The organism is Sulfuricella sp. (assembly GCF_035531155.1).
Classification (GTDB): domain Bacteria; phylum Pseudomonadota; class Gammaproteobacteria; order Burkholderiales; family Sulfuricellaceae; genus Sulfuricella.
The window spans coordinates 16,014-31,405 of sequence record NZ_DATKTK010000026.1; the positions used below are offsets into that span (position 1 = coordinate 16,014).

Sequence of the window (15,392 nt, forward strand, 5' to 3'; positions counted from 1 at the left end):
CGAGCGGTTGAAACGCCAACCTTCGGTGTAGAACCGCGGACTCTGGCTCATGCTATCCGACGTTATTGGCCGATCGAATCCTTAGCATGCGGAAAGTAGCGATGCACGGGAACAGTTCAACATAGTTCTAATGTAATCCGTTTATTCAATCTCACAAGAAAGACTTTCATGAAAAAAATAGGCACGCTAATCGCTTCAATGTCCCTCGTGCTAACGCTAGGTGCTCATGCTGCGGCGCCAACAATCGCTGCGGTCGAGTTCAAGGAAGTAAAGACCCCTTCCGGGATTGGAATAACCACATTGAAAGTAGGATCGGGTGACAGTCCAAAATCAACGGACACGGTCAAGGTTCATTATCGTGGAACCCTTACCGACGGGAAGGAGTTCGACAGTTCCTACAAAAGAGGCCAGCCGACCAGTTTCCCCCTGAACCGGGTCATTCCCTGCTGGACCGAAGGCGTTCAAGCCATGAAAGTCGGCGGCAAGGCAAAGCTGGTTTGCCCGGGCAATCTGGCTTACGGTCCGCACGGTATCCTTGGAACCATACCCCCCAATGCCACGCTGATTTTTGAGGTGGAGCTGCTGGAAATTGTGAAGTAGTCAGAGTGGGGTGGATGGTCAGGCTGGCTGAGGTTGGGGCTAATCAAGAAACCATAAACAGGTGTCTCTGAGGAGTTTCGTAATGCAGGTCTTCGACCGTGACATACTCGAATCGGAGATTCGCGACGGACGACGAACATTCTCCGAATGCGCATTTTCTAATGCGGATTTGTCTCGATTGGATTTGTCGGCCATCGAGTTCTCCAATTGCGAGATCACTGGGGCTAATCTGCGCGGAGCGAGCATTTGCGACAGTACCTGGATTGCATGTAGAGGGGCAGGAGCCAGCCTGCATGCGGCCGATTGCAGCGATGCAGGTTTCTGGCGGTGCAATTTCGCAAACACGGATTGGCGCGGAGCCCGGCTATCGTCTGCACGCTTCGAAGACTGCAAGCTAACGGGAGCAAACTTCAGCGAGGCTCGTCTTCTTGGCATCCATTTCGAGCGCTGCCTGCTCGTCAGCGCGATGCTACGTGGCGTGTCCTTCCGTAAGTGCGAACTTGTAGGGCTTGATTTCACCGACGCCGACCTTGGAGGCGCCGATTTTCGTGATGCCGTGTTAACGGAATGCAGCTTGCGAGAGGCATCGCTACGAACCGCTTTGTTTCTCAATGCGGATCTTCGTGGATGTGATCTCGGCAGTCTAAACCTTAATGACGCAGGGGCGTTACGTGGTGCAATTATCTCAAGCTCTCAGGCGACGGAGCTCCTCGGTGGTTTCGGTTTGACAGTGCTTTAGTCGACTGCCCCATTGATATGCTCCCTGTCATTTTTGCTTTTTTTGATCGCATCAGGAAAAAGCGGGATCGGTTCTGAAATTGGGTGAAAGGTACGTCTGGCGAAGAAGCTCCGCGCTGGACGGTGGGCGACAGTCTCAAATGTGCCAACTGCGGACGGCGAGGCGGAGTCTCAATCAGACTAATGATCGTGACGCTACCTGAAACCTCTTTGCTTGAACGGGTTGCTGTCGTTCAGTTCATCTACATACTGGCTCATGCCTTTTGCTTCGCGCTGTAGAAAATCTTCCACCGCACGCGAAAATTCGGGATGAGCTAGCCAGTGTGCCGACCAGGTGATCACGGGCAGGAATCCCCGTGCGATCTTGTGTTCGCCTTGAGCGCCGCCTTCGAAGGTGGCGATTTTCTGTTCGATGCAAAATTCTATGGCTTGGTAGTAGCAGGTTTCGAAGTGCAGGCCGGGGTGGTATTCAAGCGCGCCCCAGGAGCGCCCATACAGGTCGTCGTCGTTGAAGAAATTGAGTGCGCTGGCAATCGGCTCGCCATTGCGTGAGGCGATGACGAGTAGAATGTTTTCGGGCATGGCTGCACCGATGCGCCGAAAAAAATCCAGATTCAAAGGTTGCGGCGAGTTGTATTGCCGGAAAGTGTGGGTAAAGCAACGAAAAAAGAACGCCCATTGTTCTGCCGTGATCCTTTCCCCGCGGATGCGCTCGAAGTTGATGCCGGCATCCCTCACCTTGCGCCGCTCCTGTTTGATCCTTTTGCGCTTGTCGTGGCTCATGCCGGACAGGAAAGCATCGAAATCCGCATATCCCGGGTTTTGCCAGTGAAACTGCACGCCCTGGCGCAACATCATGCCTTGCTGTTGCATCTCCAGCGCCTGATCTTCGTGGGGAAATAAACAATGCAGGGAAGAGACGCCTGAGCTCTGTGCCAGTTGCAAGGCTGACCGGACCAGCTGTGCCCGAATCTGGGGCGATGAGGCCAGCAGCCGTAGTCCTGCTACCGGCGTGAAGGGCACGGCGCACAGCAGTTTGGGGTAGTAGTTCAGCCCCTGTTTCTGGTAAGCCTCCGCCCACGCCCAATCGAAAACGAATTCACCGTATGAGTGGTTTTTGAGATACAGCGGCATGGCACCAGCGAGGGTGCCGTCCTGCCAGAGGGTAAGGAACTGCGCCTGCCAGCCGGTGCGCGGCGTGGCGCATCCGCTTTCCTGGAGTGCGCGCAGGAAGGCGTGGGACAGGAACGGATTGTTGCCTGCCAGTGCGTTCCACTGCGCCTCGGGGATGTCCGCGATGGTTTCGATAATCTTGAGATCAGGTGAGGGAGGCAATTTCATTGGCCCGGTAATTTAGTCCTCTTGATTCTAGCCGAGTCGGCCCGATTCTCCCAGTAATACACTCGGGATTGAATCGCTCCATGAAAAAACTTGATCAGCTGGATTTTCAGAATACCTTTGCGCGCCTGCCGGACACTTTCCACAGCCGCCTGCACCCTACGCCTCTGCCCGAGCCTTATCTGGTCAGCTTCAACGCGAATGCGGCAAAATTGATTGATCTGGATGCGGACGAAGCGATGCGCGCCGACTTTGCCGAGTATTTCATCGGCAACCGTTTGCTGCCCGGCAGCGACCCGCTGGCGATGCTCTATGCCGGGCACCAGTTTGGCCATTTCGTGCCGCAGTTGGGCGATGGCAGGGCGATATTGCTGGGTGAAGTAAAGAATCGCGCCGGGGAGCACTGGGATCTTCAATTGAAGGGGGCCGGGGCCACGCCGTTTTCACGCAGTGGTGATGGCCGTGCCGTGCTGCGTTCCAGCATCCGCGAATACTTGTGTTCTGAGGCCATGCATGGCCTGGGCATTCCCACCACTCGCGCCTTGTGCATTGTCGGCAGCGACGAAGAGGTTTGGCGCGAGACCGTCGAAAGTGCCGCGGTGGTTACGCGCATCGCGCCTTCTCACGTGCGCTTCGGCTCGTTCGAGGTGTTTTTCTACCGGGACCAGCCAGAACCGATTTCCCTGCTTGCCGATTATGTGATTACCCGGCATTTTCCCGAGCTGGCCGACGCGCCTGACAAATATCCGCGTTTCCTGAACGAGGTGGTCACGCGCACTGCAAGGCTGATGGCCAAATGGCAGGCGGTCGGCTTCTCGCATGGGGTGATGAATACTGACAACATGTCCATCCTCGGTTTGACTTTCGACTATGGCCCATTCGGTTTCATGGAAACCTACAATCCGGGTTACGTCTGCAACCATTCCGACCATGGCGGGCGCTACGCCTTTGACCGGCAGCCACAAATCGGCCTGTGGAACCTGACCTGCCTGGCGCAGGCCTTGACGCCGATTATCCCGGTGGAGGAGGCAAGAGCGGTGCTGGGCAACTATAGCCCGACTTATGCCGAGCATTATGTGGACTTGATGAGCCAGAAGCTGGGCTTGACCCACACAGGCAAAGAAGATGTTTCACTGATCGAGGCGCTGCTGGGGCTGATGCACGCCAACCAGGTGGACTATACCCATCTGTTCCGCAGCCTGGGGTATTTCAAATCCGCAACGGGCGAGCAGAACAGCGTGGTGCGCGATCAATTCATCGACCGCCCGGCATTCGATGCCTGGGCCGAAACTTATCGCGCCCGGTTGCGAAATGAGGCGGGCACGGACGATGAGCGCAAGGTGCGCATGGACAGGGTCAACCCCAAATACATCCTGCGCAATTATCTGGCGCAAGTCGCAATCGGCAAGGCCGAGAAGGAGCGCGACTTTTCAGAAGTGGATCGCTTGCTGAAATTGCTTAGCCGCCCCTTTGACGAGCAGCCGGAGATGGCGGATTATGCCGCGCCGCCGCCGGACTGGGCGCAGCATATTTCGGTGAGCTGCTCGTCGTGACGGGTTTCTAGGGATTCCTAGGAGCGATGCGAGCGCTGCCATACCAGGATCCGGTTGTTGGCAGGCATGGCTACATCCTTCTGCAGCAACAGCCCTTGCGATTCGGCGAGCCGATTCAGGGCCTCAAAATCCCGGACGCCGCTGTTCGGGTCGCGTGACTTGAGCCAGGCGTCGAATCGCGCATTGCTTTCGGAAGTGAATTTTCCGCCGTAGTTGAACGGCCCATACAGACAGAGGATTCCGCCTTCGTCCAGAACGCGGCCTATGCCTGCAAACATAATCTCCACTTCTTGCCACGCAACGATGTGCACGGTGTTGGCATTGAACACGGCGTCCACGCTTTCGATCGGCCACTCGGGATCGTTGATGTCGATGGCAACAGGGGGCAACACATTCGGCAGCAGAGATTCATCCAGCCATGCCTGGATGCCCGCATGGTTCTGCGACAGCTCGCTGGTCTGCCAGGTCAGGTGCGGCAGTGCCCGGCCAAAGTAAACGGCGTGCTGGCCGGTCCCGCTGGCGATTTCCAGCACTCGGCGCTGGCTGGCAAAAATCTCCTGCAGGACTTCGAGTATGGGTCCCTGATTCTGCTCGCAGGATTCGGCGTAAGGTTTCATGTATTGATGGTAATGGATTTGCACGGGTATGGCGCGAATTTTACATGCGAACTTCAGTGGGTAAAATGAACCATGGGAAATAAAGCGATGTGGCAGACAATCGGCAAAGCAATCCAGGCTGCAACGGGGGAAGATTTTACCGTCCGGAAATGCCGCGCCACCGGGGGCGGATGCATCAATTCAACGTATTCGGTCGAGGACGGTGCGCACCGCTTCTTCGTCAAAGTTAACCGTATGTCTGGTCTGGCCATGTTTGAGGCGGAGGCCGACGGGCTGCGTGAAATCGCGGGAACCGGCGTTATCCGCGTTCCCAGTCCGGTGTGTACCGGAACCGCTGCGGATTCTGCATTTCTGGTGCTCGAATATATTGATTTCAGTTCCGGCAGGAAGGGGCGGGCAGAAGATCTGGGGCGCCAGCTGGCCGGCATGCACCGGGTCCGCGGGACACAGTACGGCTGGCGGCGTGACAACACGATCGGTTCCACGTGCCAGGTCAATACACCTGCCGACAACTGGCCGGAGTTCTGGCGTGACCGGCGGCTCGGGTGCCAGCTTGCGCTGGCAGCGAGCAACGGTTATGGCGGTGCACTGCAGCGCAAGGGGGAGCGTTTGCTGGTGAGGCTGGACGGGTTTTTTACCGGCGATGCACCATTGCCGTCGTTGTTGCACGGTGATCTGTGGGGCGGAAATTATGCTTACGCCGCTAGCGGTGAGCCGGTTATTTTTGATCCGGCGGTCTACTACGGCGACAGGGAAACGGATCTGGCGATGACTGAGCTGTTCGGCGGCTTTCCTGCGGCATTCCATGCGGCCTACCGCGAAGCGTTCCCTCTCGATTCCGGCTACCCCGCGCGAAAGTCGTTATACAACCTTTACCACATACTCAATCATCTAAATATGTTTGGCGAAGGCTATCTTGGACAAGCGGAAGGGATGATCGAAAAGCTGTTGAGCGAGGCAGGATAGCCCCACACTTCGTGTACCGCAGTGGCAAGGAACTGAAGTCAGGCCGTAGTGTTGACGTTCTGCCCCAAGTGGGAGGGCATGTTCGCGGCGGAGGTTTTTGTCGGTTGCGGTACGGAATTGATGAGTGCCGCGGTGTTTTGCGCCTGAATTTCCGGGGACTTCCTCAAAACTTCATTCTCGACCGAGTTGCCTACCGATTGGCCTGATAGTGCGCTGACAGACGATGCGCTGGAAATATCCATGGCAGTTTCCCATTGAAATAAATTTTCAATTTTGAATATAGCACAGGACAGTTTTTCATGCGATTAAAATGATCGCTGCCAGTTTAATTGGTAATTGGTCATATGCTAATTTACCTGGTACATTTGTACTAACTATCGGAAATAAAACAAAAAAATTAAAAAAAAGCTTGCTTTGCCCAAGATAAATTCAGTATGCTTGCTTTACACAAACAGCAAATCTTTCCAAGGAAAACGGATGCCTTCGGAGAATGCTCGACAAAACGGAGAAGGAGGAGTGATGCGGAAAAAATCGACACTTTTGTTTGCGCTGATCGCCGGCTTGGGTATCGCGAACCTGTCCATGGCGGCCGAGGGCACAAAGGAGCCCGCTGGACGGGCGGTCGTATTTGATAAGGCGAAGGGCAATTGCCTCGCCTGCCATGCGATCCCCAATGATCCGAAGGCCGAGTCGCCCGGTAACATAGCGCCACCCTTCATCATGATGAAGGAGCGCTTTCCTGACCGAAGCAAACTGCGTGCCCAGATTTGGGATTCCACTGTAGCCAACCCCAAAACATCGATGCCGCCTTTCGGAAAGCACCAGATACTGACTGAGCAGGAAATTGATCAGGTCGTTGAATACATACATAGTCTTTAACTTTTTTATTTGGAGATCGGATGATGAATCACTTGCGTAGAACTTTTTTGAAGAGCACCGGAGCTGCCGGGACGGTGGCGGTCGCGATTGCGGCGGGCCTGCTCAAGCCTGGTCAGGTGTTGGCAGCGGAATGGAACAAGGTGGCATTTGATGCCACGACCACGACGGATGCGATGAAGGGCGTAAATGTTGCTGGCGCCGCCGAGAGCAAGGACATCCTGATCAAGGCGCCGGATATTGCCGAGAATGGTGCGGTGGTTCCGGTAGAAGTGACCAGCAAAATTCCCGGCACCACTTCCATCATTATCTTTGTAGACAAGAACCAGAATCCCTTGATCGCTGATTTCGAGTTTGCCAATGGCGCTGAAGGATACATTTCTACACGCATCAAGATGGCCAACACCTCCCACGTCAGGGTGGCAGTGAAGGCCGGCGGCAAGGCTTACACCGCCTCCAAGGAAGTCAAGGTGACGATCGGCGGCTGCGGCGGTTGATCAGCTTGAATGGATTTGAATATTCACTTTATTTGACAAGGATACGAACATGGCTGAAGGAATGAAAATTCGCGCGACGCTGCAAGGCGATGTCGCCGATGTGAAAGCGCTGATGAATCACATCATGGAGACCGGCCTGCGCAAGGACGCCAAAACCGGGCAATTGATTCCTGCCCACTTCATCAATCACGTCGTGGCCACCCTGAACGGCAAGACCGTACTGGAAGCGCAGTGGGGCGCGGCAATTTCCAAGAATCCCTTTCTGGGCTTCAAGATCAAGGGTGCCAAGGCCGGCGACAAAATCGTGATCAATGCGGTGGACAACAAAGGCGAAAAGATGAGCGGCGAAGCAGCTATTGCCTGATCGAGCCTGGCCGGATGCTTCTCGTCCGGCCAATTTCACACAAAAAATTATAACGATTTCTGCGAAAGGAATTGATGATGAGACGGAGACTCACCGCTTTTCTGGCCTGTCTGTTTCTGGGTGCCAGCCTTGCTGCGAGCGCCGGGCCTGCCGACGATCGCAAGGCCTTGAGCGAGCATTACAAGCAGCATCTTCCTGGCGTAAAGTTTGAGGATTATGTGCTGGGCGCCCTGGCGTTGAATAAAGACGCCCTGGATCAGTATGAAAGCATCATGATTTTCCCGCCTTTCGTTAATGATGTCGATGATGGCAGGAAAATATGGGAAAAGCCGTTCAAGAACGGTAAGAAGCTCTCCTCGTGCTTTCCCAATGGCGGAAAGAATGTAGCTGGCAGCTATCCCTATTTCGATAATGCCAGCGGCAAGGTCATCACTTTCGAGAATGCGCTCAATGCCTGCCTGAAGGCGAACGGCGAGGCGGAGTTGAAATATGGCGGCAATGATCTCGGGTTGCTGTCGGCATACGTAAAGAGTTTGTCGGACGGAATGAAAGTGCAGGTCAAGGTGGAGGGCCCTGCTGCCTTGGCGGCGTACGAGAAAGGCAAGACACATTACTATAGCCGCCGTGGACAGCTGAATTTCTCATGTGCATCTTGCCATATCGACAATGTCGGTAAGTTCATCCGTAGCGAACAGCTCTCCCCGATGATCGGGCAGGCTGCGCACTGGCCGGAATTTCGTGCCGGAACGGAACTGGTTACGCTGCAAGGACGTTTTCGCCAGTGCCAGAAAAATGTTCGAGCAGCACCGCTGGAATTCAACAGCGAAGAGTACAACAACCTGGAATACTTCCTCACCTATATGAGCAACGGCCTGCCGATGCAGACGCCGGTGTTCCGCAAGTAAACCACTTCGGGCCAGAGGCGCGGGGCTGGAGGCTGGAGGCGGTTGTCGCTTCGCGGTTTCCTTTTGTCCCTCGCCTCGTGCCTCTCTACCCTGATTTGGAGTTCCCATGTCCATGAACCGCCGCGAATTTCTGCAGATCCTGGCAGTAGCCGCCGCATCCGGCTTCGCCCTGAACAGCCGGCAGGCCCTGTCTGCCAGCCATGCTGGAAGCTTCTACGATTTACCTTCATTCGGCAATGTCTCTTTGCTGCACATTACCGATTGCCATGCTCAGTTGATGCCGATTTATTTCCGTGAACCCAACGTGAATATCGGCCTGGGTACCAGCCTCAATAAACCGCCGCACCTGGTGGGAGAGCAGCTGCTCAAGTCATTCGGCATTCAGCCCGGGACGGTCGAAGCCCATGCTTTCACTTACCTCGATTTCGAAAAGGCCGCCCGTACCTACGGCAAGGTCGGCGGTTTTGCCCACCTCGCCGGACTGGTGAAGAAAGTTCGCGCCAACCGTCCGGGGGCCTTGCTGCTGGATGGCGGCGATACCTGGCAGGGTTCCGCCACCGCGCTGTGGACCAATGGCCAGGACATGGTGGATGCCTGCAAACTGCTCGGTGTGGACATCATGACCGGCCACTGGGAATTCACCCTGGGTGCAGAGCGCGTCAAGCAGATTGTGGATAACGATTTCAAGGGTAAGGTGGACTTTCTGGCGCAGAACATCAAGACCAACGATTTCGGCGACCAGGTGTTCCAGCCCTATGTCATCAAGCGCATGAATGGCATTCCGGTTGCGATCATCGGCCAGGCCTTCCCCTACACGCCGATCGCCAACCCGCGTTACATGACCCCGGACTGGAGCTTCGGCATCCAGGACGACAATATGCAGAAGATGGTGGATGAGGCTCGCGCCAAGGGCGCCCAAGTCGTGGTAGTGCTGTCCCACAACGGCATGGATGTGGATTTGAAGATGGCCAGCCGCGTCACCGGCATCGACGCCATCCTTGGCGGCCATACCCACGACGGCATACCCGCTCCGTCCATCATCAAGAATGCCAGAGGGCAGACCCTGGTGACCAATGCCGGTTCCAATGGCAAGTTTCTTGGCGTGCTGGATTTCGACGTAAAGAATGGCAAGGTGGCTGGCTTCAAATACAAGCTGTTGCCGGTGTTCGCTAACCTGATCGAGCCGGATGCGGAAATGGCGGGGCTGATCAAGAAAGTTCGCGCGCCCTACGAAGCCAAGCTGGCGGAGAAGCTGGCCGTCACCGAGGGAACGCTGTACCGCCGCGGTAACTTCAACGGCACCTTCGATCAATTGATACTGGATGCCCTGATGGAAGTGAAAGGCGCGGACGCTGCCTTCTCTCCCGGCTTCCGCTGGGGCACTTCGCTGTTGCCGGGCGACACCATCACCATGGAGCACGTGATGGACCAGACCGCCATTACCTATCCGTATACCACCCTCACCGAAATGAGCGGCACGATGATCAAGGACATCATGGAAGATGTCTGCGACAACCTGTTCAACGCTGATCCCTACAAGCAGCAGGGCGGTGACATGGTGCGCGTCGGCGGCATCAGCTATACCTGCGATTTGCGCCAGGGCTTCGGCAAGCGCATCAACAACATGAGCCTGAAAGGCAAGGCGCTCGATCCCAACAAGAAATACAAGGTGGCGGGCTGGGCGCCGGTGGCCGAAGGTGCCAGCGGCGAGCCGATCTGGGATGTGGTGGCAACTTATCTGCGCGACAAGAAGGTGATCACGCCGCGCAAGCTCAATCTGCCCAGGCTGATCGGGGTGGAGGGCAATGCCGGCATCGCCTGAATAGGGTAAGATAGGCGGGCAACTGCCGTAATCCTAGAAAAGTTTATCCACGGATTACACGGATGTACACAGATTATCAATGGGTTACATAAGGCGTATGGCCCACCCTTCTGGCGGCAAACGGTTTATGCCCAACCATTTTTTTATCTGTGTTAATCCGTGTTCATCCGTGGATAATAGTAGTTTTCAGGACAAAAATTTCTTTGTCGAAGATGCCTATGCCCTCAGCCCGTTCCATCCGCATCCCGCTCGTCATTCTCGCGCTCATCGTCGCTGCCGGCGGAGCCTATTATTGGAAGACCCAGAGCGCCAACCCCTCCCAGGAAAAGTACAAAACCCAGGCGGTTGACCGCGGCGATATTGTCCAGAGCATCTCGGCCAATGGCACCCTGAGCCCAGTGGTGCTGGTGAACGTGGGCACCCAGGTGTCCGGCACGGTGAAGAAGCTGAATGCGGATTTCAACAGCCGGGTGAAAGAAGGGCAAATCCTGGCGGAGCTCGACCCCGCCCTGTTCGAAGCCCAACTCAAGCAGGACCAGGCCAACGTCGCCAATGCGGAGGCCGGACTGACCCTGGCGCGTGCCAAGGAAGTGCGAGCGCGCGCATTGCAGCAGAAGGGTTTTATTTCCCAGGACGGCGTGGACCAGGCTCGGCAGCAGCTGGAGTCGGGACTGGCCCAGCTCAAGCTCACACAAGCCCAGTTGGCGCGTTCCCGCACCAACCTGAACTATAGCGTGATCCGTTCGCCGATTTCCGGGGTGGTGGTGGCGCGCAGCATCGATGTGGGCCAGACGGTCGCGGCCAGCTTCCAGACGCCGACGTTGTTCCAGATCGCGGGCGATCTCAAGCAGATGCAGATCGAAACCAGCGTAGCCGAGGCGGATATCGGCAACCTCGGGATCGGCCTGCCGGTGCACTTTAGCGTCGACGCCTTTTCCGACCGGCAGTTTGAAGGCCGCGTCAAACAAGTCAGGCTTAATCCCACCGTGCAGCAGAATGTAGTGACCTACAACGTGGTGGTGGCGGTGGATAACCCGGATGAAGTGTTGTTGCCGGGCATGACCGCTCATGTTCAGATCATCGTTAGCCGGCATGAAAACGCACTACGCGTGCCGAATGCGGCGCTACGCTTCAAGCCGCTGAAGGAAGAAGGCGGCGAGACCGCCGCCAAGAACAACAACAGGAAAGACAAAGGGCGCGGCGGCGCTACCGTTTACCGGCTCGAGCGAGGGGAGCCGAAGCCGGTGAGGATAAAGGCCGGCATCTCTGATGGCTCCTACACTGAAGTGCTGGGAGACGACATCAAGCTCGGGGAGCCGCTGATAGTCAGAGAGATAGGCGCCAAGAAAGAAAAAGGTCCCGGCTTTGGCCTCAGGATGATGTAATGGCTGATCCCCTGATTCGCGTCGAGGGCCTGCACAAGCAGTATGAAGTTGCCGGCGGGCGCGTCGTCCCGGTGCTGTACGACGTCAACCTGAGCATCGCTGCAGGCGAATTCGTCGCCATTATGGGGCCGTCCGGCTCGGGCAAGTCCACCTTCATGAATATCCTGGGCTGTCTTGATACGCCCACTAGCGGCCATTACTTTCTCAATGGTCGGGATGTGGCGCAGCTGAGTCCGGACGAACTGGCACACCTGCGCAACGGCCTGATCGGATTCGTGTTCCAGGGCTTCAACCTGTTGAAGCGCGTCACCGCGCTGGACAATGTCGCGCTGCCGCTGCTTTATGCTGGCCTGGGGCGGGCTGAACGCCGCATACGCGCCCTGGAAATGTTGCGCCAGACCGGTCTGGAAAAATTTGCCCTATCGCTGCCCAACCAGCTTTCCGGCGGTCAGCAGCAGCGCGTCGCCATCGCCCGCGCGCTGATCAACCGCCCGCCGCTGATCCTGGCCGACGAACCCACCGGCAACCTGGACACCAACACCAGCCAGGAAATCATGGAGATTTTCACCCGCCTCAACCGTGAACAGGGCATGACCGTCATCCTGGTGACCCATGAGCTTGATATCGCCCGCTATGCTCACCGAATGGTGCGCTTCGTGGACGGGCGGGTGGCGCATGATGGAAAAGTCAGTTCATTCACCACGAATGCCGAAAGTAGGCGCCTCTAGGCGACACGAATGTTCACGAATGAACACGAATCAGACGAAAATACTTCATCAGGAACTGGCTTACCAAATCGTGGGGTTGGCCATGCAGGCTCATACCAGGCTGGGAAATGGGTTCTTGGAAAAAGTGTATGAGAATGCACTGATGGTGCTACTTCGCAAAGCAGGAATCAATGCGGTGCAGCAGGCTCCGATTACTGTATTGTTTGACGGCGAATCCGTCGGCACTTATTACGCGGATATTCTGATCGAGAGCAAGATTATTCTGGAACTCAAAACAGTAAGTGAAATATCTGATTCCCATAAGGCCCAGACACTTAATTATCTCAAGGCAACCGGCCTGAATTTGGCTATGGTATTTAACTTTGCCAACCCTCGTTTGGAATACCAGCGGGTCGTTCTATGATTTCCTATTTTGATGTATTCGTGCAGATTCGTGAACATTCGTGTCATTCGTGGTTAATCTTTCTGTCATGAAAATTCTCGCGATTTTCGCCGAATCCTGGCGCGCCATGGCGATGAACGGCATGCGCACCGCGCTGACCATGCTCGGCATGGTGATCGGCGTGGCGGCGGTGGTGCTGATGCTCGCCGTCGGCCAAGGGGCGCAATACACCGTCAACCAATCCATTGCCTCGATGGGCAGCAACCTGTTCATCGTCTTGTCCGGCGCCAGCACTTCAGGCGGACTGCGCTTCGGTACGGGCAGCGTGCCTACCCTGACCGTCGGCGACGCGCAGGCGCTCGCTCAAGTCCCGTCGGTCAAGGCGGTTGCCCCGGTCTATCCGGGCAGCGCGCAGCTGGCCTATGGTTCGAACAACTGGAGTACGGTGGTGACCGGCTCCACTCCTGATTATCTGACTGTGCGCAACTGGACCCTGGATTCCGGCCATCCTTTCGAGGAAAGCGATGTGCGCGGCGCGACCCGGGTCGTTCTGCTCGGTCAGACGGTGGCAAAAAATCTGTTTGGAGAGGAAGATCCTACCGGCAAGAGCATCCGCATCAAAAACATGCCGTTCCTGGTGATCGGCGTGCTCTCGGCCAAGGGGCAGAGCCTGGATGGGCGCGACCAGGACGACACTGCCGTGGTGCCGGTCACCACCGCCCAGCGCAAGCTCTTTGGCAACCAGTTCCCCGGTACGGTGCGTTATATCTCGGTACAAGGAAAATCCGCCGAAGTGATGGATGAGGCGGAACGGGAGATGGGCCAGTTACTGCGTCAGCGCCACCGCCTGGCTGAGGGAGCGGAGGATGACTTCATGATCCGCAACCTGACTTCAGTGGCACAGTCCGCAGCCGGATCGGCGCAGGCCATGTCCTTGATGCTGGGAGCAATTGCCTCCGTTTCCTTGCTGGTAGGTGGAATAGGGATCATGAACATCATGCTGGTATCGGTCACCGAGCGCACCCGGGAAATCGGCATCCGGATGGCGATCGGTGCGCGCCGCCGAGACATCCTGTTACAATTTCTGCTTGAAGCGCTGATTATCTGCGTAGTCGGCGGGTTGGTTGGAGTGCTCCTTGGTGTTGGTGGAGCCTGGTTGGTCAGTTCGATGGCGGAAATGGCCGTGGTGGTAACGGTGTGGTCGATCCTGCTGTCGTTTGCCTTTTCTGCCGCGATCGGCGTATTTTTCGGTTACTACCCGGCACGGCGGGCGGCGATGCTCAAGCCGGTGGAGGCGTTGCGGTATGAATGACCTCCTCGTGAGGAGATGCTTCGGAGCCTGATGGGTTTCTCTGTATTTTGTCCGCTCTGCGTAGCAACACTGGCGAAAGGCCAGGGCGTGTCAGTTGACACCGTCAAGAATGCGGATATACTTGTATATCAATAACGGAGGGTTACTGACATGCTTGCTATTCGACTGCCTGAAGAAATCGAATCCCGCCTTGATGAACTTGCTCGGCGTACCGGGCGTACCAAAACATTTTACGCCCGCGAGGCCATCCTTGAATACCTCGATGACTTGGAGGATGTGTATCTGGCCGAGAAGCGGCTAGAGGATATACGCGCTGGACGGGAAAAAACCATCCCGCTTGAGGACGTGATGAAGCGCCATGGCCTGGAGGGTTGAGTTTTCTCCCGCCGCCGATCGGGAGCTTGACAAGCTCGACCCGCAACACGCCAAAAGGATACTTAAGTTCCTGTTTGAACGTGTTGCCGCACTGGACGACCCGCGCAGCATTGGCGAAGCGTTGAAGGGAGCGAGCCTTGGCGCCTTCTGGAAATACCGCGTGGGGGACTATCGAATTGTCTGTGCCATCGAGGATGAAGCCTTGCGAGTCCTCGTTGTGCGGGTAGGCAATCGGCGGGAAGTGTATCGGTGAGTTCCCGGCTGCGAGACTGTGCCCCGGCACGGCGGGCAGCAATGCTCAAGCCGGTGGAGGCGTTGCGGTATGAATAAAAGCACCAACACTGTCTGGCACCATGCCACGGTAACGCGCGCTCGCAGAGAACAGCTCAACGGCCACAAAAGTGTGATCGTATGGTTTACCGGGCTTTCCGGTGCCGGCAAGTCGACATTGGCGCACGCGGTTGAAGAGAGGCTGCACCAGATGAGTTGCCGAACCCTTGTTTTCGATGGCGATAATGTGCGTCATGGTCTGTGTGGTGACCTGGAATTTTCCGAGGAAGACCGCAGGGAAAATATCCGCCGCATCGGCGAAATGGCCAAGCTGTTTGTCGAAGCCGGCGTGATTGCGCTGACCGCCTTCATCTCCCCATTCCGCACGGATCGTCTCAAGGTTCGCAACCTGACGGCCTCAGGCGATTTCATCGAAGTCTATTGCCGCTGTCCGCTGGAAATCTGTGAGCATCGGGATGTGAAAGGAATGTACCGCCGGGCCCGTGCCGGCGAGATTCGCGATTTCACCGGCATCTCCTCCCCCTATGAAGAACCGGAAAATCCGGAACTGACCGTCGATACGGGTAGCATGCCGCTGGATCAATGTGTGGATCAGGTCATCGGCTATCTGCAGGGTCGCGGAGTGATTCCCAAGCCGCAATGA

19 protein-coding genes are annotated in these 15,392 nt (G+C 56.4%); 16 read left to right on the top strand and 3 right to left on the bottom strand.

Annotation, left to right across the window (positions count from 1 at the left end; translation table 11 throughout):
* The first annotated feature begins 168 nt into the window (after positions 1-168).
* A complete protein-coding gene (locus VMV64_RS04330; RefSeq protein WP_325328720.1) occupies positions 169-600 on the top strand; it encodes an FKBP-type peptidyl-prolyl cis-trans isomerase in 432 nt (143 codons plus the stop codon).
* A gap of 82 nt (positions 601-682) precedes the next feature.
* A complete protein-coding gene (locus VMV64_RS04335; RefSeq protein ID WP_325328721.1) occupies positions 683-1,339 on the top strand; it encodes a pentapeptide repeat-containing protein in 657 nt (218 codons plus the stop codon).
* A 194-nt stretch (positions 1,340-1,533) separates the two neighbouring features.
* Here VMV64_RS04335 and VMV64_RS04340 read toward each other — a convergent pair whose 3' ends face one another.
* Positions 1,534-2,679, bottom strand: coding sequence for a GNAT family N-acetyltransferase (locus VMV64_RS04340; protein ID WP_325328722.1), 1,146 nt, complete (start codon positions 2,677-2,679; stop codon positions 1,534-1,536).
* An 80-nt stretch (positions 2,680-2,759) separates the two neighbouring features.
* Between VMV64_RS04340 and VMV64_RS04345 the strand changes: the two genes are divergently transcribed.
* Entirely contained in the window at positions 2,760-4,229 is a 1,470-nt protein-coding gene (locus VMV64_RS04345; RefSeq protein WP_325328723.1) for a protein adenylyltransferase SelO, read from the top strand.
* 17 nt (positions 4,230-4,246) lie between these two features.
* Here VMV64_RS04345 and VMV64_RS04350 read toward each other — a convergent pair whose 3' ends face one another.
* Positions 4,247-4,846, bottom strand: a complete 600-nt coding sequence (locus VMV64_RS04350) for a DUF938 domain-containing protein (protein WP_325328724.1) — start codon at positions 4,844-4,846, stop codon at positions 4,247-4,249.
* A gap of 87 nt (positions 4,847-4,933) precedes the next feature.
* On the opposite strand from VMV64_RS04350, the gene VMV64_RS04355 reads away from it, so the two are divergent.
* Positions 4,934-5,812 carry a fructosamine kinase family protein gene (locus VMV64_RS04355; RefSeq protein WP_325328725.1) on the top strand — a complete coding sequence of 293 codons (879 nt, stop codon included), beginning with the start codon at positions 4,934-4,936 and terminating at the stop codon, positions 5,810-5,812.
* A 38-nt stretch (positions 5,813-5,850) separates the two neighbouring features.
* Here VMV64_RS04355 and VMV64_RS04360 read toward each other — a convergent pair whose 3' ends face one another.
* Positions 5,851-6,054, bottom strand: a complete 204-nt coding sequence (locus VMV64_RS04360; protein ID WP_325328726.1) for a putative motility protein — start codon at positions 6,052-6,054, stop codon at positions 5,851-5,853.
* 277 nt (positions 6,055-6,331) lie between these two features.
* Between VMV64_RS04360 and soxX the strand changes: the two genes are divergently transcribed.
* The 12 genes from soxX to cysC all read left to right on the top strand — a co-directional run bounded on the left by soxX (position 6,332) and on the right by cysC (position 15,392).
* The gene (gene soxX, locus VMV64_RS04365; protein WP_325328727.1) at positions 6,332-6,691 is read left to right on the top strand and encodes a sulfur oxidation c-type cytochrome SoxX; all 360 of its coding nucleotides are present in this window, start codon (positions 6,332-6,334) and stop codon (positions 6,689-6,691) included.
* A gap of 23 nt (positions 6,692-6,714) precedes the next feature.
* Positions 6,715-7,185 carry a thiosulfate oxidation carrier protein SoxY gene (gene soxY / locus VMV64_RS04370; protein WP_325328945.1) on the top strand — a complete coding sequence of 157 codons (471 nt, stop codon included), beginning with the start codon at positions 6,715-6,717 and terminating at the stop codon, positions 7,183-7,185.
* Between the two features lie 49 nt (positions 7,186-7,234).
* On the top strand, positions 7,235-7,549 hold the full coding sequence (gene soxZ, locus VMV64_RS04375) for a thiosulfate oxidation carrier complex protein SoxZ (protein WP_325328728.1): 315 nt from the start codon (positions 7,235-7,237) through the stop codon (positions 7,547-7,549).
* A gap of 74 nt (positions 7,550-7,623) precedes the next feature.
* Positions 7,624-8,454 (top strand): sulfur oxidation c-type cytochrome SoxA, encoded by an 831-nt coding sequence (gene soxA, locus VMV64_RS04380; RefSeq protein ID WP_325328729.1) that lies wholly within the window; start codon positions 7,624-7,626, stop codon positions 8,452-8,454.
* Between the two features lie 106 nt (positions 8,455-8,560).
* Positions 8,561-10,276, top strand: a complete 1,716-nt coding sequence (gene soxB / locus VMV64_RS04385; RefSeq protein ID WP_325328730.1) for a thiosulfohydrolase SoxB — start codon at positions 8,561-8,563, stop codon at positions 10,274-10,276.
* A gap of 218 nt (positions 10,277-10,494) precedes the next feature.
* Positions 10,495-11,661 carry an efflux RND transporter periplasmic adaptor subunit gene (locus tag VMV64_RS04390; RefSeq protein ID WP_325328731.1) on the top strand — a complete coding sequence of 389 codons (1,167 nt, stop codon included), beginning with the start codon at positions 10,495-10,497 and terminating at the stop codon, positions 11,659-11,661.
* Positions 11,661-12,389, top strand: a complete 729-nt coding sequence (locus tag VMV64_RS04395; RefSeq protein ID WP_325328732.1) for an ABC transporter ATP-binding protein — start codon at positions 11,661-11,663, stop codon at positions 12,387-12,389. The genes VMV64_RS04390 and VMV64_RS04395 overlap by 1 nt, the downstream gene beginning before the upstream one ends.
* Before the next feature lie 19 nt (positions 12,390-12,408).
* On the top strand, positions 12,409-12,792 hold the full coding sequence (locus VMV64_RS04400) for a GxxExxY protein (protein ID WP_325328733.1): 384 nt from the start codon (positions 12,409-12,411) through the stop codon (positions 12,790-12,792).
* A gap of 67 nt (positions 12,793-12,859) precedes the next feature.
* Positions 12,860-14,083: an ABC transporter permease gene (locus VMV64_RS04405; RefSeq protein ID WP_325328734.1), complete on the top strand. Its 1,224-nt coding sequence runs from the start codon at positions 12,860-12,862 to the stop codon at positions 14,081-14,083.
* Between the two features lie 150 nt (positions 14,084-14,233).
* The gene (gene relB, locus VMV64_RS04410) at positions 14,234-14,458 is read left to right on the top strand and encodes a type II toxin-antitoxin system RelB family antitoxin (protein ID WP_325328735.1); all 225 of its coding nucleotides are present in this window, start codon (positions 14,234-14,236) and stop codon (positions 14,456-14,458) included.
* A complete protein-coding gene (locus VMV64_RS04415) occupies positions 14,442-14,711 on the top strand; it encodes a type II toxin-antitoxin system RelE/ParE family toxin (protein ID WP_325328736.1) in 270 nt (89 codons plus the stop codon). Before relB ends, VMV64_RS04415 begins: the two co-directional genes overlap by 17 nt.
* A gap of 69 nt (positions 14,712-14,780) precedes the next feature.
* Entirely contained in the window at positions 14,781-15,392 is a 612-nt protein-coding gene (gene cysC, locus VMV64_RS04420) for an adenylyl-sulfate kinase (RefSeq protein ID WP_325328737.1), read from the top strand.